The organism is Steroidobacter sp., from assembly GCF_036402275.1.
Taxonomy (GTDB): domain Bacteria; phylum Pseudomonadota; class Gammaproteobacteria; order Steroidobacterales; family Steroidobacteraceae; genus Steroidobacter.
The window spans coordinates 156,314-179,960 of record NZ_DASWTF010000037.1; the positions used below are offsets into that span (position 1 = coordinate 156,314).

Genomic DNA, 23,647 nt, shown 5'->3' on the forward strand with positions numbered 1-23,647 from the left:
TGCCGCTGGGACATAATGGGCAGCATGTCAGATCGCCCAGCACGGCTGTTCGCGCTGTCCGATGTTCACGTCGATTACGACGTGAACGCGCGCTGGGTGCGGGATCTGTCGCGAGCGGATTATCGGGACGATATTCTGATCCTGGCCGGTGACATTACTCACAAGGTGCCGGAGCTCGCCTCCTGTCTGAGCGCGTTTGCCACGCGCTTCGCCAAAGTTTTGTTCGTGCCGGGCAATCACGAGCTTTGGGTGATGGGCGAGGCGCCGGAGCGCACGTCGTTGGATAAATTCGCCGACGTGGTCGCCGTGGCGGAGCAGAGCGGCATTTGCATGCAGCCATATTCGCATGGCGACGTTCTGATCGTGCCTTTGCTCGGCTGGTACGATTACTCATTCGGCGCACCGAGCGAAGATCTGTACCACATGTGGATGGACTTCCACGCGTGCCGGTGGCCGTCGGGATTCCAACCAGATGACGTGTCTGCGCACTTCACCAAGCTCAATAGCTCAATCTCTGTGCAAGGCGCGACTCGCATCGTCACCTTCTCTCACTTCTTGCCTCGTATCGACCTGCTGCCGAGCTATGTATCGAGCCGTCATCGGCTGTTGGATCCTGTGCTCGGCAGCACGAGATTGGAACGGCAGCTGCGCGAGCTTGGATCGAGCATGCATGTATATGGCCACAGCCATATCAATCGCCGCATCGAGCTGGACGGTGTAACGTACATCAACAACGCCTTCGGCTACCCAGGAGAGGAGCGCATCGCCGCCCGCGGGCTGCTCTGCATCGATCAGCTATGACACAGCCCCCAGGAAATACGTTGACGGCCAGCGATCGGCACATCGACGTGTGGCTGGCTTATTACAATGAGATCTCCGATCCAGGCTTGCACGCTGCCTATCGGGCGCTCTTGACCGAAGAAGAGCGCGGTAAGGAGTTCCGGTTCTATTTCCCGGATGATCAACGGCGGTATCTGGTGACGCGCGCGATGGTTCGCACCGTGCTCTCGCGATATCTCCCTGCGGTGGATCCTCGGGCCTGGCGGTTTTCGAATAACAGCTATGGCCGGCCGGAGATCGCGAATTTCAGCAGCGCCGAATGCGGGCTGCGCTTCAACATTTCACACACGCGTGGATTGATCGCGCTTGGCGTTACCCATCAGCGGGAGTTGGGCGTGGATGTCGAGAACGTTCAAACGCGGGAGGTATCGCTGGATATCGCCGATCGATTCTTTGCCGCGCCGGAGGTGGCGGAGCTGGCGACGGTTCCCAAGGAGCGCCAGCAGGACCGGTTCTTCGAGTACTGGACGTTCAAGGAGTCGTATATCAAGGCGCGAGGGATGGGGTTATCGATTCCGTTAGGGCAGTTCAGCTTTCATTATCCGCATGAGCGGGCTGTGCACATCGCGATTCAGCCGGAGCTGGGGGATGAGGCGAGTCGGTGGGGGTTTTGGCAGTATCGGCCGACGAAGGAGCATTTGCTTGCGGTGTGCGCGGAGCGTCGCGAAGGCGGGGAGCCTTCGCTGACGCTTAGGAGGGTGGTGCCGCTGGCGGGGGAGGAGGTGGTGCAACCGGAGCTGTTGAAGACCTCCGAAGCATCGCGCTAATGCGCAATCTTGGAAAACACCTCGACTAATCCGATGACAGCCGGGCCGATAGTGACCAGGAAGAACGAAGGAAACAAGAACAGCACCAGCGGGAAAATCATCTTTGTGCCGATCATGGCTGCTTTTTCCTCGGCCGCTTGCGTGCGTTTGTCTCGGAACTCCTCGGAATACACGCGCAAGGCCTCGCCGATACTGGTGCCGAATCTCATCGTCTGCACGAGCAGCGCCGTCATGCCTCGAATGTCTTCCAGTCCGGTGCGTTCGGATAGATTCTTCAAGGCTTCGCCGCGCTCGACGCCGGCGCGCATTTCAGCGTTGACGAGTCCGAGTTCGTCAGCCAGCGCCGGATGACTCACGGCCAGTTCTTCGGCCACGCGTTGTAACGCGGGCGCCAGGCCTAACCCCGATTCGACGCAGACCACGAGCAGATCCAGCGCATCCGGGAATCCAGCGCGCAGCGCGCGCTGGCGACTGGCCACCTGCCGGTCAAGCCACATGGAACTGGCGATCCACCCAAGGTAGCCAGCGCCAGCAGCACACAACATCAACTGATTGGTCGAGAGTTTGGGCAGCAGTGGGGAAGCGAGCAGCACTAGCAACGGCAAAACGAGGACCAGCAGCGCTTTTACTCCATAGTAAAGGCTGCGTGCATTCGCCGAGCGATAGCCAGCGTGGATCAGCAAGCGTTCCACGCGCTGGCGCTCGCGCTCCGAGCGAGGTGTGACTAGGGCGGCTATGTTGTTGAGACTCTCAGCGAGGGCAGCCGAGGTCGACGGCCGCTCGTTCGCGTCGGAGCTGAGTTGCCCGAGACGTCGACGCACCGGATCGAGTAATCCGGACACGAATCCGGTCAATCCCATGGTCAGGGCGAAGGCGGCCCCAGCCGCGAGCATCATGATCAGGCCGGCGTCGCTATCGCCGATGAAGTCCTGCAAAGTAATCAGCACGGCGTCCATGGGAGCTCCTAGATTTCAATGCGGACCAGGCGGCGGATCCAGAGGATGCCGATCGAGCCCATCACGATGGCGGCGCTGATGAGCGTCGGTCCCTGCGGATGATCGGTGAGTTTCGCCACATAGTCGGGGTGCATCATCCACATGATCCCGAACAGGACGATGGGCGTCAGCGATAGAATCCAGCCAGACAAGCGGCCCTCAGCGGATAACGTCTTGACACGACGTTGGAAACGAAACCGGCCGCGGATGACGCTGCTGATCTTCGCCAGGTTCTCGGCCAGATTGCCGCCGGTCTCGCGCTGCACGATCACCGCGGTGATCAAGGCAGTGACCGAGACGCTGGGCACGCGCTGTAACAAACCAAACAAAGCGCGCCGCGGATCGTTGCCGTAGCTCAGATCCGCGAAGGTAAGTTCGAATTCGCGGGAGATGGGCTCGTGCATGTCTTCGGCAACCAGCTTGAGACAATGGCCAAAGGGATGGCCTGCTTTGAGCGCGCGCTGAATCATGTCGATCGCGTCGGGCATCTGTTCCTCGAAGCGCGCGAACCGCTTCATCCGTTCGCGCAGTACCTGGAAGTAGGGCAGCACCAGCCCGATCAGTGCTCCTGCCAATGCGACCGGCCACCATCGAGACATGATCCAGCCCGCCATCGCGGCTCCCAAGGACAGGGCAACCGACATCAGGACTAGCCGGTATGCGGGAGTCTGCCGACCCGCCTGTTCGAGAATGCGTGCGAGCCGTTCCATACCGGGCAACGACTCGAGGGTGCGCTCGAAACCGGTCAGATCCCGGAGATATTTTTCTCGCAGCAGCGATGTGAACTCCGGACCGCCCGACGCATCGGCCAGGCGCTGCAGACGCTCCTGGATGCGCTTGCTCATCTTGCGCGAGTCGCTGAAGACCGGGACCACCGTTCCCTGCAGCAAAAGCACGACCGTGCAGAACACCAGCAATGCGAATAACCAGATCCCGTTGGGCATGACGTTACCTCCGCAGCAACGGCGAGCCGCCGTCGGTTCGGAACAACTCAATGGGCAGTTCGATGCCTCGAGCATGAACGTCCCGCAGGAAGGCCGGGACGATGCCAGTGGCTTTCAACTCACCGAGCACATTTCCCTTGGCGTCCACGCCGAGGCGCTCGAACGCAAACAGCTCCGTCGAGGTAATGGTGTCGCCCTCCATGCCATTGATCTCCTGCAAACTGACCACGCGGCGCCGCCCATCTTCCATGCGCTCCACCTGGATGACGATGTCGATGGCCGAGGCGATCTGCGAACGCAATGCCTTAGTGGGAAAGCTGATGCCGGTCATCGACACCATGTTCTCGATGCGGCCGAGCGCGTCACGAGGTGTGTTGGCGTGAATGGTGGTCAACGATCCATCGTGACCGGTGTTCATCGCCTGCAACATATCTAGCGCTTCACCGCCACGGACTTCGCCCAGCACGATACGGTCCGGCCGCATACGCAAGCTGTTCCGGACCAGATCTCGCTGCGTGATGGCGCCGCGGCCTTCGATGTTGGGTGGTCGAGTTTCGAGCCGCACGACGTGTGGCTGCTGCAGTTGCAGTTCGGCCGAGTCCTCGATGGTCACGATGCGGTCGGTGTCCGGAATGAAGCCCGACATGAGATTCAACAGCGTGGTCTTGCCTGCGCCGGTGCCGCCGGACACCACCACGTTGAGCCGGGTCTTCACGATGGCGCTCATCACCTGAGACAGTGCCGATGTGAGACTGCCGAGCCGAATCAGGTCGTCGACTGTGAGCAGTTCGACGGCGAAGCGCCGGATCGACAGTACGGGGCCATCGAGCGCGAGCGGCGGAATGATCGCGTTGACACGCGAACCATCCTTTAGTCGCGCATCCACCATGGGAGAGGATTCGTCGACGCGACGACCGACCGCGGACACAATGCGGTCGATGATGTTCATCAGATGCGCGTCGTTGCTGAAGGCGATGTTGGTAAGCTCCAGCTTGCCGCGCCGTTCCACGTACACCTGCCGCGCGCCATTGACCAGAATATCTGAGACCGTCTTGTCAGCGAGCAACGGTTCCAGCGGCCCAAGTCCGAGCACTTCATCTTCGATGCGACGGATGATTCGCTGTCGTGAAGCGATGCTGAGCGGCGCGCGTTCTTCAGCAATGAGGTTTTCACATACCTCGCGAATCTGCCGTCTCGCGTCCTTGTCGTCGGCGCCAGCCAGCAGGGACAGATCGAGGACCTTCAGCAAGCGCTGATAAGTGGTTTCTTTCCACTCGCGCTCGGCGGGCGAGAGCTGCCGCATGCGATCGTCCGCCGCGTCGGCGCCTTCTGCGGTCATGACGTCAGAGCGTTTGGCAACGGCCAGATTCAGGTCCGCGCTCATCGGGTTCTCCCTGGTAACAAGCTGGAAATGGTGCGCGCGATCATGCTGGAGCGCGTCTGGGCGGAGGTTCCGCCAAGGCGAGTTTCCAGTGTCATTACCGCGCGCGTGATCGAGGCGTTGCCCGCATAGTCGAGCAGGGCAGTACCGCTGTTGATGCATTCCGAGACAGATTTGAAGTCGTTCGGGACGAGTGTGGCGTCGTTGCAGCCGAGCGCATTCTGGATATCTTCCACCGCGACAGTCGCGCCCTTCTCGAAGCGGTTGATGACCACACACAATTGATCTTTGGCTACGCCGACTTCGGCGCGTAGCCATTGCACCAGGCGCGTGGCGTCGCGTACGGCGGTGACTGACTGCTGCAGAACCAGCACGACTTGATGTGCGCGCTGCATGACTGCCGTCGTCATGGGATCCACGCATCTCGGCATATCGACCACGACGTGTTCGTGGCTGCGCAGAGCAACGTTCAATAATTGGGTGACGGCCGCGCTGGAGATGTTGCTGGCGGTCAGCGGTTCATTGGCGGCATGACTCAGGACGTTCAACCCGGAGGCATGCTTGGCGAAGTAGCCGTCCAGCGCGACCTCATCGAGCCCCGCCAGATTCTCCAACGCCTGCGCGATGCCTCGCTTCGGATACAGGTCCAGATACAGCGGCGCCGCGCCGAATTGCAGATCGAGATCGAGCAGCGCGGTGCGTTGTTTCGATCTGGCGGCGAGCACATGAGCCACGTTGCAGGCGAGCATCGTCGCGCCACAACCGCCTTTGGCGTTCATGAACACCGAAATCCTGCCCGCCGCGGTCTTGGTCGGGCGGCGGCGCTCTTCGTGGGTGCGTTGAACGGCTTGCAGCAGGTCGGCCTTCACCTGCGTGTCGGGTACCAGATCGCGCGCGCCAGCCTGCATCGCCAATCGCATGACATTTACATCGCTCGCTGGACCCACGACGATCAAAGCGGGGCGACGATCGGGCGGCAGCGCGGCCATTGCCTCGAGCTCTTCGCGCCACAAATGGCTCAGATGCAGCACGACCAAGTCGGGCATAGGATCTACGCCATGCAGCGGATCGACGTGACCGTTACTGTTGTGTTGCCGTGACGGCGCGAAATCTGCCGCGACCAGCACTTGCTCGAGATGATCGAGCACGTCCTTGCGACGCGACACCAAAAGAATATTGAGAGAGTGAGTCATTAGCTTCACACCGCCTAGCAAGGAAGAAACGCCTGTTGCGTGGGCGAATAGCCGAGGCTTTCGATCGGTAAGGTCGCAGTAAAGGGCGGCATCAGCAGATCCGGCAGGACGAACGGGATCAGCAGCCGCTGCGTGTAGTTCACGATGCGGACCTGCACGTATTGAATGGCCCCGTAGTTGGCAGTGGGATTGGCGAGCGGCGCACCCGACTGGTCGAGATAGGACACCACGACATGCGAAGTGTTGAGATCCGGGACTAAGGTGCTCACACCATCTGCGTTGGCGAAGATTGCAATCAGAGCGGGCCGTGTATCGCCGACCGGACACACCGCGGCCACTCGCGCACCGCGCCGCGTGCTTTCCGACAGAGCATTGGCAACGAACAACGCTCGTCCGAATTCGATCACGCCGAACAGCACCATGAACAGCACCGTGGCCACGATGGAGAATTCGACACAGGTCACACCGCGTTGACGTCTGCGCATCACAATGCCCTCATTACGACGGTCGCCGGCAGCGTTACCGTGAGATCGAGCGGGTCGCCGAGGCCGAACTTCGGCAAAGTCGCGCCAACCATGGGGACGTAGTTGTAAGTTGCAGCGACCCGCACGAAGCCATTACCCGCATCGTTGACGGTGACGTCATTTACGGTCAGTCCCGGCAGCAGCGCAGCGCCCGTGCCAGCGGTGTTACCAGTGACGACCAGATTGCGTGTTCCGCTGTAGACCGTCGGGATGATGTTGACGATCCGCGTGGTTCCGACCGCCGCATTGGTGGCGGCAAAGCGCGCCCCGTCTCGGACTGCCTTCGCGAGCGTGTTGTACTGGAACAGCATTCGGCCAATCTCGGCAGTCGCCAGCATCAGCAGTAACAGGACCGGAATACAGATCGCGAATTCGACCGTCGCAACGCCCCGTTGCCGAAGCTGACTGAAACGAGCTCGCATGTTTGACGGCATGTTCATGAGTCGTTGCTCGCTGGGTCGTTATACAACTGGATGATGTGCGGGCCGTTGCCTGCGACTGGATTGTTGCCAGCAGTGCCGGTGACGGAGCAGTCCGTAACGAACTGCCCGTAGACGAATGAATCGTTGCCTTGTTGCTGCGCAGGCTGCAGCAGGAAGAAACAAGCGAACCCGAGCAGCGACACCGAGCCCTGGCCGTTAGTCGTGCCGGTGCAGTCGCCGACCGGAACCGCCAGCACGCGACGCTCGAAAGCGCCAATACCGCCCTCGCTCACGGGCTGGTAATCGTACGTGCCAGGGTTCTGCAGATCGCGCATGTAGTCCTGATAGTCGTACAGCTGACTGACAGTTTCGGCAGTGATGTGGTCACTGCCTTGGTAGACGTCGTAACCCTGAGTCGGATCGCCCGGGACGCTCTCAACGGCGCTCAACGCTGGCGATTGGGCGTCGACGATGACGTCGGGGGGATAAGTTGACTGCGCGCCATTCATCGGTCCGGTGTACTGGCCGAATCGTGTGTTGAGCCCTTGCGCCACGGGTCCCGCTTCGTTGCCCGTCTGCGTCTGAATCGTGGTGCCGCCGGCCAGGCACGCGCTGTAGCTGCCGGCCATGTTTTCACGCACGATGGCCGCGCCAGGGCCGCCGAGTTGAATCAATTGAAAATTCCCGGGCCCCACGCCCGACTGGCCGCCGGGCGTAGACTTCTTCAGCACCTCAGGCGCATTCGGTTCATAGCCCCAGTGGCCACCGGCGCCGGCGGCTGGATCGCCGCACACCATCATCGGCGCGACGTTACAAACAGTACTGCCGCTATTGAGTGTGCGCGGACCGGCAACGGCAGCCGCTGCAACTGTTTTCTGAAAGATGCCGCCAACCCGCACCAGCCATGCGGGCATCACGAAGCCGGTGGCGCGCACCCGAACATAGGGCCCGTTCGCGGCGCCAGGAGTAAAAGGCGGCAGCGTCGCCGAATATTCGACGGTCACCTGGATGCTGCCGTTGCCTGAGCCATACGCGCTGCCGAGCTCATGATTACCGGTTGCCGACGCGTTGTTTCCAAATGCTTGCAGCGCCTCGTCGGTGGCCAGCTGCGTATTTCCCGTGTCATCCAGAGTCTTGGCCGCGGCGAGCGCCGCAGCGTCGACGGTATTTTGCAGACGCGTTTTGTTGAGGAAGGCATGCCCCGAATCGAGCGCCAATCCTGCCATCAGGATCAGCGCGCTCATCGCGATAGCCATCAAGACGATGACGGCGCCTCGTTGCGATTTGCGTGATTTGAGGGAATGCATGGCGAGCCTCGCGGCGGAGGAGTGGTTTGGTTACTTGGTGCCGATCTCGAAGATCACCGGTTGCTTCACTTCAGTGATGCCTTTGGCCACGTCCTTGCGATAGATATCGAGCGCTTCTTGCAGACGTGCGCCATCGGTGATCTCGGGCGCCAGCTCGGGCGGATTGCTCGCGGCGGCAGGATCGAAGGTCTGCGCTTGAACCAATTGGCGCACCGAGTTGCCGTAGTCGGCGTCCGCCAGCGGCGTGTCCGCGCAGCCTGAAGTGAGCAGCGCGACGATGGCGAGCGCAGTGGCATGGGTAGTGTTCATGTGTGATTCCTCGCGGGCGTGCATGGTCGCGTTCATTTGCTTTCCGAGCCGGCGGCCGGCGAAGCAGTTTTCGGCTTGCCTTCGATCTTGCCGCCGAGGAAAAAGGCAGCCGCACTCGGATCGGATATGGCGTCCGTAGGCAGCCTGATATCGCCTGGCTTGATCGGTTTCGCCAGCTTGGGCGTGACCAGGATCACCAGCTCGGTCTCGCCTTTCTGGTAACTCTGACTGCGAAACAAGTGTCCCAGAATCGGAACGTCGCCGAGGCCGGGAAACTTGTTCACGGCCGAGCGCATGTTTTCGTTCATCAGGCCGGCGATGCCGATGGTCTGACCATCGCTGAGCTCCACGGTCGAGGCCGCGCGACGTTCGGTAAGTGACGGAATCGTAAACACCGCTGATGTGCCGATGGGTTGCAGCGAGACCGAGTTGGCGTTGGCCAGCTCGCTGACGCTGACGTTGAGCTTCAGATTGATGCGCTTGGGGTCGAGGATCAGCGGCTGGAACGACAGCTTCACGCCGAAGTCCTTGAACTCGATGCCGATTTGGCCGTTCTCCTGCGACACTGGAATCGGAAAGCTGCCACCGGACAGGAATTGCGCATCCTGGCCCGACAGGGTGGTGAGCGTCGGCTCGGCGAGAATCTTCGCGAGGCCGCGTGTTTGATACGCATCGAGTACCACGTTGGCGAGGAAGTCGCTGCTCAGGAAGCTGGCGAACAGACCGGTGCTGGTGATGGTAGGTTCGTTCGGCGCGAACTCGTCGTACACCGGGCCGAGCGGATTGTTGCGAGGGTCGTTGAAGATCGGAGGCCGTGTACCATCCCTCAACACCACATCAGGGAACGTCGCGCCACCGTTGACGCCGCCGCCCGTCCACTTGCCCTTGAGGGCGATGGTGTTCAGCTGTGCATTGAGATTCCTAATGGCCTCGCGATTCACCTCGGCGATCCTCACCTGGAGCATCACCTGATGCGCGCCGCCGACAGTCATGAGGTTGATGACTTCGCCGGATTTGCGGTCGGCCGCTTCGCCACCGCCGCTCTCCTGCCGGAACATGATCTTTTCCTTGGCGGTCGCGGCCTGTTCCAGGTATCCCTTGGCGACCTGAAGCGCTGCATCCATCTTAGCGACGCTGGAGACCTGGCCGGCCAGCACGATGTTTCGTTGGGCGCTCCATAGCTCGATGTTTTCTGTCGGCAGCACCGTCGTGATCTGCTTCTTCAAGTTGTCCAGATCGTGCGTGACGGTGATGTTGAGCGCGCTGACCAGTCGATCCTCACGGTCCCACAGCATCACGTTGGTCGCGCCCAGGTCCTTGCCCAGCACGTAGAGTCCATCGTCTCCGAGCAGCAGCACGTCGGCGATGTCCGGGTTGCCGATGGAAACGCGTTTGACGGGTTCCGGCAGATCGACGATCCGGCTCTTGAAGATCGGCACGGAGAAGGTGGTGCTGCGAGTGGCGCGAATGACCTGATCGCCCGCTTCCTGCGCCTGCGCCAGCGGCGCGACGGCGACGCTTGTCAGGCCAAGCAGCACTGCACACATACTTGCTATCGGGCTCGATGTCGGACTGGTTGAACGCATAGAGATTCCGTTACGGGATTCCGTTGAAAAATGGAATGGATGGTTTGCCGGTTTCAGGAGTTAAAACTTCAGGAGCTCTTCTCGGTGCTGTCGACCAGCGTGCCGCGGATGATCGTTACGTTGGGCGCGGCCGGCCGCGGCGTCGCTCGACGCACGGGCTTCGCAACCGGCGGGGGCGGCGGCTCGGGAGTAGCGACGAGCTGAGGACGAAACTCATCGGCTGGATTGCGCAACGTGAGCTGGATGCGACCTTCCTCACGCGCGCGCACCAGAACTTCAGCTTCTTGCGGCGTCATTTCGAGCGTGACCGCCCGCACCACCACCGGCTCGTTCTTGTCCTGTGTCGAGGTCTGATCGACCGCGAGCACGTGGATGTTCAGGAGGATGGTTTCCGTCGTGGCGCGATCCTGAATCTTCCGCGCCGCCACCACATCGACCCGATTGCCCGGCAGCAGGAATCCCGCCACGCCGATGACATCGTCGACGCGCACCGTGACCGCACGCATATCAGGTTTGATGAGGGCGGCCAGCGTGCTGCCCGCGCCGCTCTTGGTGAAACGTTCCTTCAATAGGACTTCACCATTGAGCACCTTCTGCGTGGCAATCAGCCCCTCGACCTCCTGGACCGTGCTGAAGTGATTGCCGAGTGAAGTGCCGGTGGGCACCGTGATCACTTTGACGTGGCGCCCCTCCATCGCAGTTCCGTAAGGAACTTCCATCGCGGCGACCACCACCGTGGAGCCCGCGTCTGTCACCTGGCTGGCGCGCGTGCGTTGCTCGACCCAGTTCTTCGCCGACCAGGCTGCCCCGGCGCCGAACACCAGCGACAGCATTACCATCAATACGCCTCGACGCTTCATCTTTGCGATCTCCGCGGTGACGCCAGTTCGTTACGCATGAGCTGGCGTGGTTACGAAATAGTTGTCCCAAGCCCAATGCAGTGCTTCGGTGCTCAGGCCGTCGCCCGCGTCCAGATAGACGACGCGATCGAGGGCCATGCCGATCAGATCGCGGGGGTGACAGGGCAGCAGGGGAGTGCCGGTGGGCGCGTACAGCGCGTCGATCATGTATTGGCAGATCGCCGGATCGTATTGGACGCCATGGGATTCGCAGATACGTTCCCAGACTAGGTGATACTGCTTGCGGTCCAGCGGCTGAAAACCGATCTTGTAGCCAATGCGGCGCAGGAACGCGTCATCCACCAGATCGCTGGGCTGCAGATTGGTGGAGAACACCAGGATCACATCGAAGGGCGTCTTGAAGTGCTGCCCCGTATTCATGCTCAGGTAATCGACGCCTTCTTCCATCGGCAGAATCCAGCGATTGAGCACGACGTTGGGCGGGACGCGCTGTCGGCCGAGGTCGTCGAGGATCAGCATGCCGCCGTTTGCTTTCATCTGCAGCGGCGCGCGGTACTGGCGTGACGCTGGATCGAATTGCACTTCGAGCATGTCCATCGTGAGTTCCCCGCCGGTGATTACCAGCGGCCGCTGGCACAACACGTAGCGCGGGTCGTGCCCTCGAGTGAGCATCACGACGGGCGAGTTCTCCTGAAACTGGCGGTGCACGCTTGGATCGAAGATGCGCACGACCGTGTCGCCGATGGCGATTGCATGCGGGATCAGGCAGGTGTCGGCGAACAACCGCGCCAGGCGCTGGCTGATGAAGGTCTTGCCGGTGCCGGGCGCTCCATACACGAAGATGGCCTTGCCCGAATTCATCGCTGGACCCAGTCGATCGAGCATCGCCGGATCGAGCACCGTATCGCTGAACGCTGCGCTCATACGCTCGCGGGTCACGCGGCGTCCGCGGACGGATTGCTGGCGAACGGTCTCGACATAATGCTCCAGCGGCACGGGCGTCGGACCGACGTATCCGCTCGCCATCAAGGAGGCCATGGCGCTGCCGCGACCTCGTTCGGTGAGGGCGTACGCCAGCCCCGGGTTGTCTCCTTGCTGAGCGCGAACTTCGATCCGACCTTCCTTGCGGAGGAAACCGAGCAGCTCCTCCAACAGACGGCCCGACAGCGCGGTGCGGGCGACGAGCTCACGCATCGACAGCACGCCGCCTTCAAACAAATGTTTTTCCAGCAGATCGCCGAGAAAAGCCGGTGGCAGTCCCGTTGCCGCGAGCGTTTGTGGCCGCGGCGCGATCTGCTTCGCGTCGCCGCTGTATGGATGAGACTGCGGGGCTTGGATGGAAGGTGTGGACATGAGTTTCTGCCGTCCCGGGTCGGTGTCTCAATGAGTAATGATGAGCAGCGCGATCGCCGTGCCGGTGGCGATGGCAACGCCATACGGAAAGCGTTGACGGGCGTCCGGCGCCTGGTTCTGTCGGGAGCTCCGCATGGTCGCGACCGGCGCCGAGAGCACGCCCATCAGCCGCTGAAACGTCGCATTCGCCTGCATTGGCCGGAGCAAGAGCACAAAGGCGCCAAACACCGCGCCAGCGATCAGCGTCAGGCCGACGCTTAGCAGAGTGGCCTCGACGCCGAGAAAGATTCCTACCGTGGCCATCGCCTTGACATCGCCAGCGCCGAAAGCGCGCAGCACATAAAAAGGTAGAAACATGGCGAAGCCGACTGCGGCGCCGCCCAGGGCGGCCAGCAATCCGTCTTGGCCATGCAGCCACATCTGCGAGCTCAGCCCGACGATCGTCGCGGTCATACACAGCAGGTTGGGAATGCGATGAGTGCGCCAGTCGATGATCGCCACCGCGACCACGAAGAGGATCAGGGCGGCGTACAGTTGGCCTTGGGTCGCGAGCATTCGAAGTTCCTGTGGCGGGGTGGATGGGCCGAAGAGCACCCGCGGGCGGTGCTCTCCAGCGAGCGCCATTACGGCTGGATGCCCGTCAGGAGCGTCACGATCGCGTCGATGATTCGATCGACCTGGAAGCCCAGGTTGTCGAACGCAGTGATCACGCCCAGACCCACCAGGCCGCCGGCGATCGCATACTCGACCACCGTCAAGCCTTCTTCTTCGCGAATGAACTCCACCACAGCCTGCTTCAGATTGCTCATTTGTTGACTCCTCAATTTCTCGCCACCCGAGATGGGCCGGGTGCTAACCCTTCGATCCACCGCCAGTCGCGGTGGAGAGACTCTCGGGCAATTGCGATGCGCCCTGCGCGGATGTTCTTGCGGAAGGGCAGGACGTTTTTGCGGCTGTGACGGTAAGGTGTGTCCTGATTCACATCGATCTACGTGGTCACCACAGTGCCGAAACTAAGGCGGATGCGGAATTAATGTGACCTACCGCAGGCGATGAGAACAAAGTGATGCGGATCACTAAAGGAACATTTGTCGCCGCGTAGTCTCGGATTCAGCTGAATTTGCAGGGTTTGAGCGGGAGCACGGCAGGCCATGCTGCTATGGGTGGATATGTGTTGCGGTGCGCGTGTCGCGGCATCGTCCGCGGAGTTTTCGCGCGTTTGCGAGGTGCGGGCGACCGATCAGCCGCATTTGTGGGCGGCGTTGTCGCTGGCCACCCCGGCGGATGTGATTTGTTTCGACTTCGAGCATCCGGATATGAGCTGTCTGAAGTTCGTCACGGACACCAAGGCGCGCTTCCCATCGGTGCCCATTATTATGTTGCTTTCCCAACAGTCGGCCGACGTGGTGCTCTGGGCGCTGCGCACCCGGATATTCGATGTGCTGCTCAAGCCGCTGACTGCCCGGGACGTTTTAAGGTGTGTGCAGCGGCTGTCGCCGGTGCTCGAGGCGCGGCGGACGCAGGCGGGGCGGTCCAACGCGACCGGCGCTGAGGCAATCCCCGATGAGGCGCGTTATCGCGCCAAGCGCAATACGCGTGGCAAGCTGGACGGCGTGCTGTGTTACATCGAGAAGAACTATGCCCAACCTATCTGCGAGCAGGAGATGGCGCGGGAGTGCGGAATGTCGCCCTTTGAGTTCAGCAGGGCGTTCCGGGCCGCTCACGGTATTACGTTCCGTGACTATCTGAGCGATTGCCGGCTCGTCCAGTCGAAGCGGCTGCTGGGCATCGCCCAGGTGTCGGTCAGCGATGTCGCCGCCATGGCCGGATTCAACGATCCATCGTATTTCGCGCGGCTGTTCCGAAAGCGGACTGGCTTGTCGCCGAGCGCCTATCGCGCTTCGGTGCTGACCACGAGCAAGGCGCCCGTAGAGCTGATCGAGGCCGGCACCGAAGCCACTGGCTGAAGCCGGTCAACGCGCGGTGCTGCCGCCGTCTATGGGATAAAAACCACCGGTGCACGAGGGCGCCCGGTTCGACAGCAGGAACGCGGCCAGTTCGGCAACTTCCTCGCGCGTCACTAGCCTCTGAGTCGGGTGTAGCTGCGCCCATTCGTTCCGTACGACTTCTGGCATCTCCTGGATCCTGGGCGTGGCGACATAACCTGGACCGATGCAGTTGACGCGAATGCCTTTGTCGGCGTTCTCCAGCGCAACGCTTCTCGTAAGGCCGACGACGGCGTGCTTGGCGGCGGTGTAGGCGGCGATGCCGGCGACACCGACGATGCCGTTCCCCGACGACAGATTCACAATGGCGCCACCGCCGCTCTTTCTCATTGCGGGGATCTCCGCTTTCAGGCTTAGAAACATTCCGGTCACGTCCGTATCGATCACGGCACGCCAATCGTCGAGGGACAGATCTTCGATGAGCGTGTCGTGAGGTCCGGTGATGCCGGCGTTGTTGACTGCCAGGTGCAAGCCGCCAAAAGTTTTCACCGCAGTCTCGACCACTGCGCGCATCGCCTCTGGATCGCGAACATCAGCTTCGACGGCGCGACTTCGCTGTCGCTTTGGGTCGATATCCTGAAGTAGCGCTTCGAGTCCTTCGCGGTTGTGTCCCGAAACGACGATGCTCGCGCCACCAGCAAACAAACGACGCGCAATGCCTTCGCCGATGCCCGTGGCGGCGCCCGTGATGACGGCGACCCGATCGGTAAAATCTGCCATTTGTCACTCCTATGATGCGGTGTCCCTCTACAATCGCACGGAACCCTGACAGTTCCAGTGGCGGAAAGGAGTCACGGCTGCGGGCGCTCTTCCGTGAGCGCCCGGGCAATTCATGCCATCGGCAATTTATTCCATCATCACTTCGGTAACCGGCGGCTCAGGAAATCCAGCATGAGCCCGGTGATGCGATCGCCCTGATCCTCCAGCGCGAAATGTCCGGAGTCGAGCAGATGCAATTCCGCCTGCGGCAAGTCACGCAGATAGGCTCGCGCGCCTTCGGCAGGGAAGATCTTGTCGTTACGACCCCAGACGATCAGAGTCGGCGGCTGACGCTCACGAAAGAACTGCTGGATCTGCGGATACAGGGCCACGTTGGTCCGGTAGTCGTAAAACAGATCGAGCTGGATCTCCACATTGCCGGGCCGATCGAGCAGTGACTGATCGAGGAGCCACGTGGTGGGATCGACGCGCGTCGGATCCTTTACGCCATCCAGATATTGCTCCCGAATCGCGGCGTGTGTCGTGGCCGCACGCAATGCTTCACGATCCGCCTTCGAGCCGCTGGCCCAGTACGCTTTGATCGGGGTCCAGAACTCTTTCAACCCTTCGGCGTAGGCATTGCCGTTCTGAACGACCAGCGCTGTGACACGCTCCGGATGTTTGAGTGCGAGCCGGAATCCGACCGGCGCACCGTAGTCCATCACATAGAGCGCATATCGGTCCGCCCGCAGCTCGGTGAGCAGTTTGTCCATCAAATCCGCGTAGTGCGCGAAGCTGTATTCGAACTGGTTTCGCGGCGGAACGGCGCTATGACCGAAGCCGGGGTAGTCCGGCGCAATGACTCGATACTTCGTGGCGAGCGCCGGAATGAGGTTGCGGTACATGTTCGACGAGGTAGGGAAACCATGGAGGAGCACCACCGTCGGCGCGTTGCTAGGGCCCGCTTCTCGATAGAACAGCTCGACGCCGTCGATCTGTTGGGTGTGATAGCGGACCGTGGCCTTGTCAGTTTGCGTAACCGCTGGATCCGAACGGTCGGCGCTCGCTGGAGCGACGGAAGCGAGCGCCAGCGCGGCGGCCGCCAGATATTGCAGTGAGTGGAGTCGGAGGAGGCTCATTGGGGAAATCTCTTGAGTAGTGATGAGGTAGTAACCTGTGTGCGCACGGTTAACAAGTTACGCTGGTGGACGTAACTTGTCAACTGTGTGTTTAATGGTTACGATGTCCGCCCATTGAGAGGTGCCCATGCAAGCCCAGTTCATCGGCAGTCATCCGGCCGCGGACTTCCTGAATACCGCCTTCGAGCCCCATGGCGAGCACGTCGAGATCATCGGCGACGGCAAGTCGTTGCTCGAATGGTTGCTGGCTGCGGGTGTGCTCGATGCCGAGCAAAGCGCCCGGCTGTCCCGGAAGCTCGGCGCGAAGGGAATGGACGCAGCGGCAGTTGAAGTAAGAAAGCTGCGCGAATGGGCGCGCGCCTGGCTGAACCGCTGGCGTACGGCGCCCGGGCGCGACTACAGCGCCGAGATTACGAGTCTGAACAAGCTGCTGGCGAGTCTCAACGTGCGGCACGAAGTGACGCGAACGAAGGAGGGACTCGAACGAGCCGAGCGCTTCGACATCGATTCGGTCGACGACCTACTCGCGGTGCTGGCCTCGCAAATCGCCGACCTGCTGACGCAGGAAGACCCCAGCTTGCTCAAGTCATGCGCCGGCGATGGCTGCACGCTATGGTTCCTGGATCGCACCAAGGCGCATCGGCGCATGTTCTGTAGCGCCGCCGGCTGCGGCAACCGCGCCAAGGTCGCCGCATTTCGAGAGCGGCAGCGGGAGAGCTAAGCGGTCTGCTCCCGCCGCGCCAGCCTGCGGCCGATCCAACGCCAGAACAAACGAAGCAAGAACAAGCCGGGCAGGATGATCACGAGCCACGGCAGCAGCACGGCGAGGAAGCGGATCACCGTGCCGACAGCTTGCCGGAAGTCATTGCCGAAGTAGCGAATCGCGTCCATCACGGGAGAGGCGTCGGCGACGTATTCGCGCTGAGGTAGAGACAGACTGATGGTCAGCAGCTCGGTATCGATACGACGCCGCAGATTCGCGCGCTGCGTGCTCAACGAATCGATCTGCGACTGCACGCTCGCCAGTTCCTTGGACACGGCGATGAGCTGCTCGATCTTGATGTCCTTGCTCTTCATGAATTCCGTGAGCCGGTCACGGTGCAAGGTCATCAACGCGAGTTGCCTTTCGGTGTCGGCGACCGGTTCGGCCAGATCCTCGGCGCGGGTGTTGCGGCTGGTGACTTTGGCGTCTTTGCTCGCCAGGGTAACGATCGACTCGACGCTCGCGGGTGCGAGGCGCATGCGGATGTTTCCGCTCGGCAAGTCCTGATGGGATTGCAGCGAGACATCGAGAACGGTGCAGCCGGAAGCCTGGTCGGCGTTGCAGGCTGATTCGATCTCGCGCAGGCGAGTCGGCAACAACTCCTTGTCCATTTCGACGGTGATGTTGTGCTCATACGCGAGCGTGGCGCTCCGGGCGGCTCTGGCAGGCGGAGCGGCGGCCACGGCCACTGCAGCCGTCTCGGCAGGCATGGGCTGCGCCAATCCCATTCCCGAGACGTTCTTGTCGCTGCAACCGGAGATCGCGGCGAATGCGCCGATGACGAGCAACTGAAATCCGAGTTTCGCGTTCTTTTGATCCATGCCTGTTCCGACCTTGGCTGCCGCTGATACTCACGACAATCATAGAACGTTCGTTGCGCGCAATTCGGGTCAAATGTGGCGGCAAGCGCGCCTCGCGCTGGAAACGTCAACGAATGGTCAATGCGCGATTGCAATCTTCATGGTCGGGGAGTATTCCTAACTGCACGCGCCGTCGTGACCTGATCATGGCGCGCGAAATCTACAAACCTTCGGACTCAAGAGCCGAGGGTCACATCAGACGGGGGAGCTTCCATGACGACGGATCGACGTCGAAAGGCATCTATTTTCGCGATGCTTGCGGTTTTCAGTTCGGCAATCGTTCAGGCCCAGGACCAGGGGCGAGGAGACAAGTCGGTCGATCTGCGGGTGATATCGAGCCCGGCGCAGTATGTTTCAGGCGGCGATGCCCGGATCGAAGTTCGCGTGCCGCCCGGCATGCAGCACAAGGTCGAGCTTTATTTGAATGGCCGCCGCGTGCAGGCCAACCTCGAGCCCACGAGCAGCAAGGGCGATCGCCTTCAGGCAGTGATTACAGGACTCACGCCAGGCGAGAATCGGCTCGAAGCGCTGATCAAAGGCCGCTGGGATCGGGACGCGATCAAGCTGACCAACTATCCCATCACCGGCCCGATGTTCTCCGGTCCCCAACAACATCCGTTCGTGTGTACAACGACGCAGAGCGCAGTGGGGCGACAGCCCATCGTTGAGAGCGCCACACCGCCCGGCACGCGAGTTTTCGACGCCGCCGGCAACGTCATTGGATACAGTCGCGACTGTTCGATCGAAACCTTCGTCACTTATCTATATCGGACCACAGCGAATACCTGGGCGACGATGCCGGCCGACGGCAGCCGTCCGGCCGATCTTGCACAAGTGACATTGCCCGACCGCCGCACCGTCGACTTCGTCGTGCGCCGTGAGGTCGGCTCGATCAACCGTTTCCTGTACAGCTTCGCGATGCTCGCCCCGGCGAACGAGCCGCCCGGCAAGCTCGACCTGAGCCGCTGGAACGGTCGCCTGCTTTACTGGTTCCAGGGCGGCGTCGCCATCGGGCATTCGCAAGGCACCGTACACAGCGGCTCGCTGAACCCGGACATCCTGCGGCTCGGCTACGCCATCGCCCATTCCAGCGGCAACAACACCGGCACGCATTACAACCTGCAAGTGGCCGGCGAGACCATGATGATGACCAAGGAGCGGTTCATCGAGCGCTATGGTGTGCCGACTTACACGGTCGGCCTCGGCGGCTCGGGCGGCGCGATTCAGCAGTACGTCATCGGTCAGAATCAGCCGGGCTTGCTCGATGCGCTGCTGCCGGTGCAGTCCTATCCCGACATGGTGACGCAGACCATTCATGTCGGCGATTGCGAGCTGCTCGAGCACTACATGGACGCGACCGATCGCACCAATCCCAAATGGCGCGTCACCAAGAATCGCAGCTGGCTGGTCGGCTTCAATGCAGAGGAAGGCTTCGATGATGTGAACGATCCTCTCGCCCAATTAAAGATGGCGCTGGGCTACAGCACGGCGCTCGGCACCACCGAATGTGTGCCGGCATGGCGTGGCCTCTCGCCCTTGTCGATGAACCCGTTGTATGGCCAGGCGCCGAATCAACAGAACTACGAGCCGCAGTCCGCCATCGCCTCGATTCGCTGGACTCACTGGGACGACTTGCGAAACATCTACGGAGTCGACGAAACGGGCGCGGCGCGTCCGACCTGGGACAACGTCGGCGTGCAATATGGTTTGCGCTCCTTGCAGGAGAGCAAGATCACGTTCGAGGAATTCCTGAACTTGAACTGGCACGTGGGCGGCTGGAAACAACCGAGCGAGATGGTGCAGGAGGGCTTCCCGTTCTTCGGCACGTCGCCGGAGGAGATCAACAAGGCGCTGACGGTGCCGGGATACTTCGATCCCTGGAGTCGGCGCAATATGAATCTCAGCTCCGATCCGAACAAGCCGGCGCCTCGCACCAAGGCCGATCTGCGGCCGATTCGTAACGCCTACACTTCGGGCATGGTGTTCCATGGGGAGCTCGATCGGCCCACCATCGATCATCGCCAATACATGGAACGCGAGCTCGACATGCACAACGTGCATCAGAGCTTCGCCGTGCGTAAGCGTGTGCTCCAGCGAACAGGTAACAGCGATATGCTGGTCATCTGGTTCACCGACACCCTGCCCGGGGTGCCGAAGGCGAGCCAGTCGATGGACGCCATCGCGGTCATGGACGAATGGATGCGGAACATTCAGAGGAACCCGCACAAGGGCATTCGTCGCAATCGTCCGGCGCGCGCCGTCGATAGCTGCTTCGATGTCACAGGCAAGCTCATCTATGCAGGTGACGATGCGTGGAACGGCATCCTGGACGACAAGCCGGCGGGTCCTTGCACGCAGCGCTTCCCGATCTACTCGAGCTCGCGCATCGTGGCCGGCGCGCCCATCGAAGGCGGCATATATAAGTGTGCGCTGAAGCCCGTGGAGAGGGCGGTGAAGGAGGGCGTGTACGCACCGTGGACGCCCACGTTGGAACAAGTGCAGAAGTTGAAGCAGATCTTCCCGGACGGAGTCTGCGATTACAGCAGGCCGGATCAGGGCCGGCCCTGGCAGAGACACTAAGTCAGCCGACGATCAGGCGCCCGTATCGACAGGGCGCCTGATCCTTCCGCACAAAACATTCAGATCGCCCGCCGGATGGTGATGCTGCCAAGCTCCGCTTCACCGTCCTGACCGCGGAACTCGCGAGTACGGAAGTAGCGAGCGAAGGCGATCTTCCAGTTGCCCCAGTGCGCGGCCACTCCGACGCCGAGGTCGGCGACCAGGTCTTCGCGATCGACACTGGCGCTGTCTTTGAACGTGTTGCCATCCAACGTGATGTCATGCACGACGTAGCGAACGTCGAGCGCAACGAAGCCATGCAGACGTACGGTGTCGCTGTAAAGCGGTCCGATCGTCGGCGCGGTGTTCTCTGCCACGGGCAGCGCGGGCGCACTCCCGAAGTTATCTGGAATCCATCCGCCGATCCGGACTTCCGCGCCGGCATTCACGAAGGTCGTGAGATTGCCGAGGGCGCCGCCGTAATGGAAGATCACATCCGACATCCAGGTTGGCTTGATCATCGTGCGCTTATGCAGGCGCTGCTGCATCAACCGGAACACCGGCTCGTCACGCAATTGATGATCCCAACCGGCGAAGCGTTCGCCACCGAGCAAGTCGTGGACGAGCTCCTGAGTTTCTTGGGCGAGGGCGGACGGCCCGACCATGCCGACGTTGAGCGTCGTACTGCGCATGCTGTTTTCGTCGCGGCCGTTGTACGTGACTCCCAACAGCAGCACGCCCGCATAAGGACGATCGTTCGGATCGGGCGTCTCCAGTCGCCAGTCGCTCGGCGTGAATATGCCCTGGCCGAGCGTCATCACGATGTTGTTGTACTGGTAGCCGTCCGGCTGCAGCCACTCAAGTTTGCCATTGAGCCAGCGCGTCGCGCCGGACAGGCGCTGATCTTGAAAGCTCTGCATCGTCGGCGACACGAACCCGAACTCGGTGCCGTTGGAATAGCCACGATCGGTGCCGGCGAACACGTCGTTGTCGAGCCGCATGTAAGCCGTCATGCCGGTCGCATCGTCGGGCGATTCGGCCGCGTAGCTCACCGCCGAACTGCCGAGCGTCAACGCGATGGATGCGGCCCATGCAACGGGGTGGCCAGAAGTCTTGCTGCGCATTTGTTTGTTCATGATCAGTTCCTCAGCTAAAGATCGGTTGGGATGTCGATCCGTCCTTGGGAGGAACTATCCGCCGCGGCGGCGTGCTAGCCGAGTTCAGAGGCGTGAAGCGCCGTGAAGCGTCGTGTGATTCGCATCAGCGGCAGTAAACGCGTCTTAACAGGCGCAAAAAAATTGCCTGCCACACACTGCGTCGGGAGAAGCGCAGCGCATGGCAGGCAGCTCGGGGAGAGCTAGGCGGTTGGGAAATCGGTCGAATCGGACAGAGAGCGCCAATAGTTCAATAGCTGGAGGGTCCCGGCCGCCTTGGCTTCGATCGCCGCGACAGCATCGCTGCCGAGCGGAAGTCGCGTCGGGGGATTGGGCATGTCGAGCAATCCGAGCACCACTTGGGCGAGCTTGGCCGGGTCTCCCGATTGCGTGTGATTCGCGCGGGCGACGAGCTCGCGTATGGCGCCGACGGTGGATCGATAGTCCTCGATGCTTCGGGGACTCATACAAAGAGATTTCGCATCCAGGAAATCCGTGCGAAAACGACCGGGCGCCACCGCGGTGACATGAATGCCCAACGGTTTCAGCTCTTGAGCCAACGCTTCCGAGATCGCCTCCACCGCGAACTTGCTGGAACAGTAGATGCCCCAGCCGGCATGCGAAACGTACCCACCGACCGAGGAGAAATTGATGATGTGACCCGAGCGACGCCGCCGCATGTAAGGCAAGACGGCGCGCGTCACTGTAAGCAGACCGAACACGTTGGTCCGATACACCGCCTCGATCTCTCTCGCCGACGCTTCTTCGACCGCGCCGACCAGACCGTAACCCGCATTGTTGACGAGCACGTCGATGCGGCCGAAGTGGTCCACCGCGGCCATCGCCGCGGCGTGCGCCTGTGCCTCGTCGGTCACATCCAGAGCGACCGGCAGCACTTTAGGATGATCTCGATATCGCTCTACGATCGCGCTGGGATTTCGCGCGGTAGCCACCGCCGAATAGCCTCGCGCGAGTGACTGCTCGACGATCAACTCACCGAAGCCCCGTGAGGCTCCGGTGACCAGAATGACCTTATTACTCATGCAGCACTCCTGCGTGGCCATTCGAGCGAGGTCGCAGCAGGTCCGAGAAGCCGACCCGATGCAACATCTCGTCGCGCACGCGATCGATCACGGCGAAGGCCACCGACGCACCGTCCTGGCTCGGATCGATGTGCACACGGAAGGGCCGTTTGCCGAAGGGAGCAGCGACCACGTCGACGATGGCCTTGGCGACCGCGTCCGGGTCCGCATCGTCGGGCACGATCTTCCCGAACGCTTCCTGGATCTGTTCGGCGAGGCTGGCATAGGGACCTTGTTCATACTCGGCGGCGCGCGCCCGATCAGCCGGCTTGCCCGAATGAGCGAAATGGTTGGTGCCGCGGGTGAAAGCGCCGGGCACGATGATCGAAGTTTCGATGCCCCACCGAGTCAGCTCACGTGCGTACTGAACGGCGAGGGCATCCATTCCAGCCTTGGCTGCAAAGTATGGCGAGAGATAGGGAGGAGTGCCGCCAGCCGAGCTGCTGCTCGAGACCCAGACCAGCAAGCCTTCGCGCCGCTTGCGCATGTGAGGCAGCACGGCGCGATTCACGCGTTGTGTGCTCAGCACGTTGATGTCGTAGAGCTCGGCGAATTGTTCGGGCGTGAACGCTTCGGCAGGACCGAACACCATGTGGCCGGCGTTGTGAACCACTACATCGATCCGGCCGGCTTCATGCAGCAGTTGCCAGACGCCTGCGTCGACCGACGGTTGTGAGCTCACATCCAGCTCGAGCGGTCGCAAATCGACCTTGTTGTCGCTCGCGAACTTGCGCACGTCGGCAACCTGCGGCGCGTTGCGACCGTTCGTGTCTCGCATAGAAGCGAAGACCGTGTGGCCCGCGAGCGCCAGTGCGTTAGCGGTGAGCCGCCCGAAGCCGCTCGATGCGCCAGTAACCAGAATGACTTTGTTCATGACGTTGACTCCGGTTGAAGGTGAGTTGGG

General features: G+C 61.5%; 24 protein-coding genes. 5 read left to right on the top strand and 19 right to left on the bottom strand.

Annotation, left to right across the window (positions count from 1 at the left end):
* The first annotated feature begins 24 nt into the window (after positions 1–24).
* Both VGD45_RS24180 and VGD45_RS24185 read left to right on the top strand, forming a co-directional pair.
* Positions 25–801, top strand: a complete 777-nt coding sequence (locus tag VGD45_RS24180) for a metallophosphoesterase family protein (RefSeq protein WP_331157937.1) — start codon at positions 25–27, stop codon at positions 799–801.
* The gene (locus VGD45_RS24185; protein WP_331157938.1) at positions 798–1,607 is read left to right on the top strand and encodes a 4'-phosphopantetheinyl transferase family protein; all 810 of its coding nucleotides are present in this window, start codon (positions 798–800) and stop codon (positions 1,605–1,607) included. Before VGD45_RS24180 ends, VGD45_RS24185 begins: the two co-directional genes overlap by 4 nt.
* Here VGD45_RS24185 and VGD45_RS24190 read toward each other — a convergent pair.
* The 13 genes from VGD45_RS24190 to VGD45_RS24250 all read right to left on the bottom strand — a co-directional run bounded on the left by VGD45_RS24190 (position 1,604) and on the right by VGD45_RS24250 (position 13,290).
* Positions 1,604–2,563: a type II secretion system F family protein gene (locus VGD45_RS24190; RefSeq protein WP_331157939.1), complete on the bottom strand. Its 960-nt coding sequence runs from the start codon at positions 2,561–2,563 to the stop codon at positions 1,604–1,606. The two genes, VGD45_RS24185 and VGD45_RS24190, sit on opposite strands and share 4 nt — an antisense overlap.
* Positions 2,564–2,571: 8 nt before the next feature.
* Positions 2,572–3,546, bottom strand: coding sequence for a type II secretion system F family protein (locus VGD45_RS24195; protein WP_331157940.1), 975 nt, complete (start codon positions 3,544–3,546; stop codon positions 2,572–2,574).
* Between the two features lie 4 nt (positions 3,547–3,550).
* Complete coding sequence (locus tag VGD45_RS24200) at positions 3,551–4,885, bottom strand: CpaF family protein (protein ID WP_414717606.1); 1,335 nt, start codon at positions 4,883–4,885, stop codon at positions 3,551–3,553.
* Positions 4,886–4,926: 41 nt separating this feature from the next.
* Positions 4,927–6,120: an AAA family ATPase gene (locus VGD45_RS24205; protein WP_331157942.1), complete on the bottom strand. Its 1,194-nt coding sequence runs from the start codon at positions 6,118–6,120 to the stop codon at positions 4,927–4,929.
* Between the two features lie 14 nt (positions 6,121–6,134).
* Positions 6,135–6,605: a TadE/TadG family type IV pilus assembly protein gene (locus VGD45_RS24210; RefSeq protein ID WP_331157943.1), complete on the bottom strand. Its 471-nt coding sequence runs from the start codon at positions 6,603–6,605 to the stop codon at positions 6,135–6,137.
* The gene (locus tag VGD45_RS24215) at positions 6,605–7,084 is read right to left on the bottom strand and encodes a TadE/TadG family type IV pilus assembly protein (RefSeq protein ID WP_331157944.1); all 480 of its coding nucleotides are present in this window, start codon (positions 7,082–7,084) and stop codon (positions 6,605–6,607) included. The genes VGD45_RS24210 and VGD45_RS24215 overlap by 1 nt, the downstream gene beginning before the upstream one ends.
* Positions 7,081–8,373: a Tad domain-containing protein gene (locus VGD45_RS24220; protein ID WP_331157945.1), complete on the bottom strand. Its 1,293-nt coding sequence runs from the start codon at positions 8,371–8,373 to the stop codon at positions 7,081–7,083. Before VGD45_RS24220 ends, VGD45_RS24215 begins: the two co-directional genes overlap by 4 nt.
* Before the next feature lie 30 nt (positions 8,374–8,403).
* Positions 8,404–8,682 (bottom strand): hypothetical protein, encoded by a 279-nt coding sequence (locus tag VGD45_RS24225; protein WP_331157946.1) that lies wholly within the window; start codon positions 8,680–8,682, stop codon positions 8,404–8,406.
* A 32-nt stretch (positions 8,683–8,714) separates the two neighbouring features.
* A complete protein-coding gene (locus VGD45_RS24230) occupies positions 8,715–10,229 on the bottom strand; it encodes a type II and III secretion system protein family protein (protein ID WP_331157947.1) in 1,515 nt (504 codons plus the stop codon).
* A 107-nt stretch (positions 10,230–10,336) separates the two neighbouring features.
* Positions 10,337–11,128 carry a Flp pilus assembly protein CpaB gene (gene cpaB, locus VGD45_RS24235; RefSeq protein ID WP_331157948.1) on the bottom strand — a complete coding sequence of 264 codons (792 nt, stop codon included), beginning with the start codon at positions 11,126–11,128 and terminating at the stop codon, positions 10,337–10,339.
* Between the two features lie 30 nt (positions 11,129–11,158).
* On the bottom strand, positions 11,159–12,481 hold the full coding sequence (locus VGD45_RS24240; protein WP_331157949.1) for a hypothetical protein: 1,323 nt from the start codon (positions 12,479–12,481) through the stop codon (positions 11,159–11,161).
* A gap of 27 nt (positions 12,482–12,508) precedes the next feature.
* The gene (locus VGD45_RS24245) at positions 12,509–13,036 is read right to left on the bottom strand and encodes an A24 family peptidase (protein WP_331157950.1); all 528 of its coding nucleotides are present in this window, start codon (positions 13,034–13,036) and stop codon (positions 12,509–12,511) included.
* A gap of 68 nt (positions 13,037–13,104) precedes the next feature.
* Positions 13,105–13,290: a hypothetical protein gene (locus tag VGD45_RS24250; protein ID WP_331157951.1), complete on the bottom strand. Its 186-nt coding sequence runs from the start codon at positions 13,288–13,290 to the stop codon at positions 13,105–13,107.
* A 342-nt stretch (positions 13,291–13,632) separates the two neighbouring features.
* Here VGD45_RS24250 and VGD45_RS24255 point away from each other — a divergent pair, with 342 nt between their 5' ends.
* The gene (locus VGD45_RS24255) at positions 13,633–14,448 is read left to right on the top strand and encodes a response regulator transcription factor (RefSeq protein WP_331157952.1); all 816 of its coding nucleotides are present in this window, start codon (positions 13,633–13,635) and stop codon (positions 14,446–14,448) included.
* 6 nt (positions 14,449–14,454) lie between these two features.
* On the opposite strand, the gene VGD45_RS24260 is transcribed toward VGD45_RS24255, so the two are convergent.
* Both VGD45_RS24260 and VGD45_RS24265 read right to left on the bottom strand, forming a co-directional pair.
* Positions 14,455–15,207 carry an SDR family NAD(P)-dependent oxidoreductase gene (locus VGD45_RS24260; protein ID WP_331157953.1) on the bottom strand — a complete coding sequence of 251 codons (753 nt, stop codon included), beginning with the start codon at positions 15,205–15,207 and terminating at the stop codon, positions 14,455–14,457.
* 137 nt (positions 15,208–15,344) lie between these two features.
* Complete coding sequence (locus VGD45_RS24265) at positions 15,345–16,325, bottom strand: alpha/beta hydrolase (RefSeq protein WP_331157954.1); 981 nt, start codon at positions 16,323–16,325, stop codon at positions 15,345–15,347.
* 127 nt (positions 16,326–16,452) lie between these two features.
* On the opposite strand from VGD45_RS24265, the gene VGD45_RS24270 reads away from it, so the two are divergent.
* Positions 16,453–17,046, top strand: coding sequence for a CGNR zinc finger domain-containing protein (locus VGD45_RS24270; protein WP_331157955.1), 594 nt, complete (start codon positions 16,453–16,455; stop codon positions 17,044–17,046).
* Here the strand turns inward: VGD45_RS24270 and VGD45_RS24275 are convergent.
* A complete protein-coding gene (locus VGD45_RS24275) occupies positions 17,043–17,909 on the bottom strand; it encodes a DUF4349 domain-containing protein (RefSeq protein WP_331157956.1) in 867 nt (288 codons plus the stop codon). The two genes, VGD45_RS24270 and VGD45_RS24275, sit on opposite strands and share 4 nt — an antisense overlap.
* A 252-nt stretch (positions 17,910–18,161) precedes the next feature.
* Here VGD45_RS24275 and VGD45_RS24280 point away from each other — a divergent pair, with 252 nt between their 5' ends.
* Positions 18,162–20,528, top strand: coding sequence for a DUF6351 family protein (locus VGD45_RS24280; protein ID WP_331157957.1), 2,367 nt, complete (start codon positions 18,162–18,164; stop codon positions 20,526–20,528).
* A 59-nt stretch (positions 20,529–20,587) separates the two neighbouring features.
* On the opposite strand, the gene VGD45_RS24285 is transcribed toward VGD45_RS24280, so the two are convergent.
* The 3 genes from VGD45_RS24285 to VGD45_RS24295 form a co-directional block, all read right to left on the bottom strand.
* Positions 20,588–21,643 (bottom strand): lipid A deacylase LpxR family protein, encoded by a 1,056-nt coding sequence (locus VGD45_RS24285; RefSeq protein ID WP_331157958.1) that lies wholly within the window; start codon positions 21,641–21,643, stop codon positions 20,588–20,590.
* A gap of 221 nt (positions 21,644–21,864) precedes the next feature.
* Complete coding sequence (locus VGD45_RS24290; protein ID WP_331157959.1) at positions 21,865–22,704, bottom strand: oxidoreductase; 840 nt, start codon at positions 22,702–22,704, stop codon at positions 21,865–21,867.
* On the bottom strand, positions 22,697–23,617 hold the full coding sequence (locus VGD45_RS24295) for an SDR family oxidoreductase (protein ID WP_331157960.1): 921 nt from the start codon (positions 23,615–23,617) through the stop codon (positions 22,697–22,699). Before VGD45_RS24295 ends, VGD45_RS24290 begins: the two co-directional genes overlap by 8 nt.
* Positions 23,618–23,647: the final 30 nt, after the last annotated feature.

What these genes read in the sequence shown, in the direction of transcription:
- VGD45_RS24270 (WP_331157955.1), top strand. Translation starts at nt 16,453, where the DNA reads ATGCAAGCCCAGTTCATCGGCAGTCATCCGGCCGCGGACTTCCTGAAT.
- VGD45_RS24215 (WP_331157944.1), bottom strand. Translation starts at nt 7,084, where the DNA reads ATGAACATGCCGTCAAACATGCGAGCTCGTTTCAGTCAGCTTCGGCAA.
- VGD45_RS24285 (WP_331157958.1), bottom strand. Translation starts at nt 21,643, where the DNA reads ATGAACAAACAAATGCGCAGCAAGACTTCTGGCCACCCCGTTGCATGG.
- VGD45_RS24185 (WP_331157938.1), top strand. Translation starts at nt 798, where the DNA reads ATGACACAGCCCCCAGGAAATACGTTGACGGCCAGCGATCGGCACATC.
- VGD45_RS24205 (WP_331157942.1), bottom strand. Translation starts at nt 6,120, where the DNA reads ATGACTCACTCTCTCAATATTCTTTTGGTGTCGCGTCGCAAGGACGTG.
- VGD45_RS24210 (WP_331157943.1), bottom strand. Translation starts at nt 6,605, where the DNA reads ATGCGCAGACGTCAACGCGGTGTGACCTGTGTCGAATTCTCCATCGTG.
- VGD45_RS24180 (WP_331157937.1), top strand. Translation starts at nt 25, where the DNA reads ATGTCAGATCGCCCAGCACGGCTGTTCGCGCTGTCCGATGTTCACGTC.
- VGD45_RS24240 (WP_331157949.1), bottom strand. Translation starts at nt 12,481, where the DNA reads ATGTCCACACCTTCCATCCAAGCCCCGCAGTCTCATCCATACAGCGGC.
- VGD45_RS24250 (WP_331157951.1), bottom strand. Translation starts at nt 13,290, where the DNA reads ATGAGCAATCTGAAGCAGGCTGTGGTGGAGTTCATTCGCGAAGAAGAA.
- VGD45_RS24265 (WP_331157954.1), bottom strand. Translation starts at nt 16,325, where the DNA reads ATGAGCCTCCTCCGACTCCACTCACTGCAATATCTGGCGGCCGCCGCG.
- VGD45_RS24200 (WP_414717606.1), bottom strand. Translation starts at nt 4,885, where the DNA reads ATGACCGCAGAAGGCGCCGACGCGGCGGACGATCGCATGCGGCAGCTC.
- VGD45_RS24245 (WP_331157950.1), bottom strand. Translation starts at nt 13,036, where the DNA reads ATGCTCGCGACCCAAGGCCAACTGTACGCCGCCCTGATCCTCTTCGTG.
- VGD45_RS24190 (WP_331157939.1), bottom strand. Translation starts at nt 2,563, where the DNA reads ATGGACGCCGTGCTGATTACTTTGCAGGACTTCATCGGCGATAGCGAC.
- cpaB (WP_331157948.1), bottom strand. Translation starts at nt 11,128, where the DNA reads ATGAAGCGTCGAGGCGTATTGATGGTAATGCTGTCGCTGGTGTTCGGC.
- VGD45_RS24225 (WP_331157946.1), bottom strand. Translation starts at nt 8,682, where the DNA reads ATGAACACTACCCATGCCACTGCGCTCGCCATCGTCGCGCTGCTCACT.
- VGD45_RS24230 (WP_331157947.1), bottom strand. Translation starts at nt 10,229, where the DNA reads ATGTGTGCAGTGCTGCTTGGCCTGACAAGCGTCGCCGTCGCGCCGCTG.
- VGD45_RS24195 (WP_331157940.1), bottom strand. Translation starts at nt 3,546, where the DNA reads ATGCCCAACGGGATCTGGTTATTCGCATTGCTGGTGTTCTGCACGGTC.
- VGD45_RS24290 (WP_331157959.1), bottom strand. Translation starts at nt 22,704, where the DNA reads ATGAGTAATAAGGTCATTCTGGTCACCGGAGCCTCACGGGGCTTCGGT.
- VGD45_RS24295 (WP_331157960.1), bottom strand. Translation starts at nt 23,617, where the DNA reads ATGAACAAAGTCATTCTGGTTACTGGCGCATCGAGCGGCTTCGGGCGG.
- VGD45_RS24255 (WP_331157952.1), top strand. Translation starts at nt 13,633, where the DNA reads ATGCTGCTATGGGTGGATATGTGTTGCGGTGCGCGTGTCGCGGCATCG.
- VGD45_RS24220 (WP_331157945.1), bottom strand. Translation starts at nt 8,373, where the DNA reads ATGCATTCCCTCAAATCACGCAAATCGCAACGAGGCGCCGTCATCGTC.
- VGD45_RS24275 (WP_331157956.1), bottom strand. Translation starts at nt 17,909, where the DNA reads ATGGATCAAAAGAACGCGAAACTCGGATTTCAGTTGCTCGTCATCGGC.
- VGD45_RS24280 (WP_331157957.1), top strand. Translation starts at nt 18,162, where the DNA reads ATGACGACGGATCGACGTCGAAAGGCATCTATTTTCGCGATGCTTGCG.
- VGD45_RS24260 (WP_331157953.1), bottom strand. Translation starts at nt 15,207, where the DNA reads ATGGCAGATTTTACCGATCGGGTCGCCGTCATCACGGGCGCCGCCACG.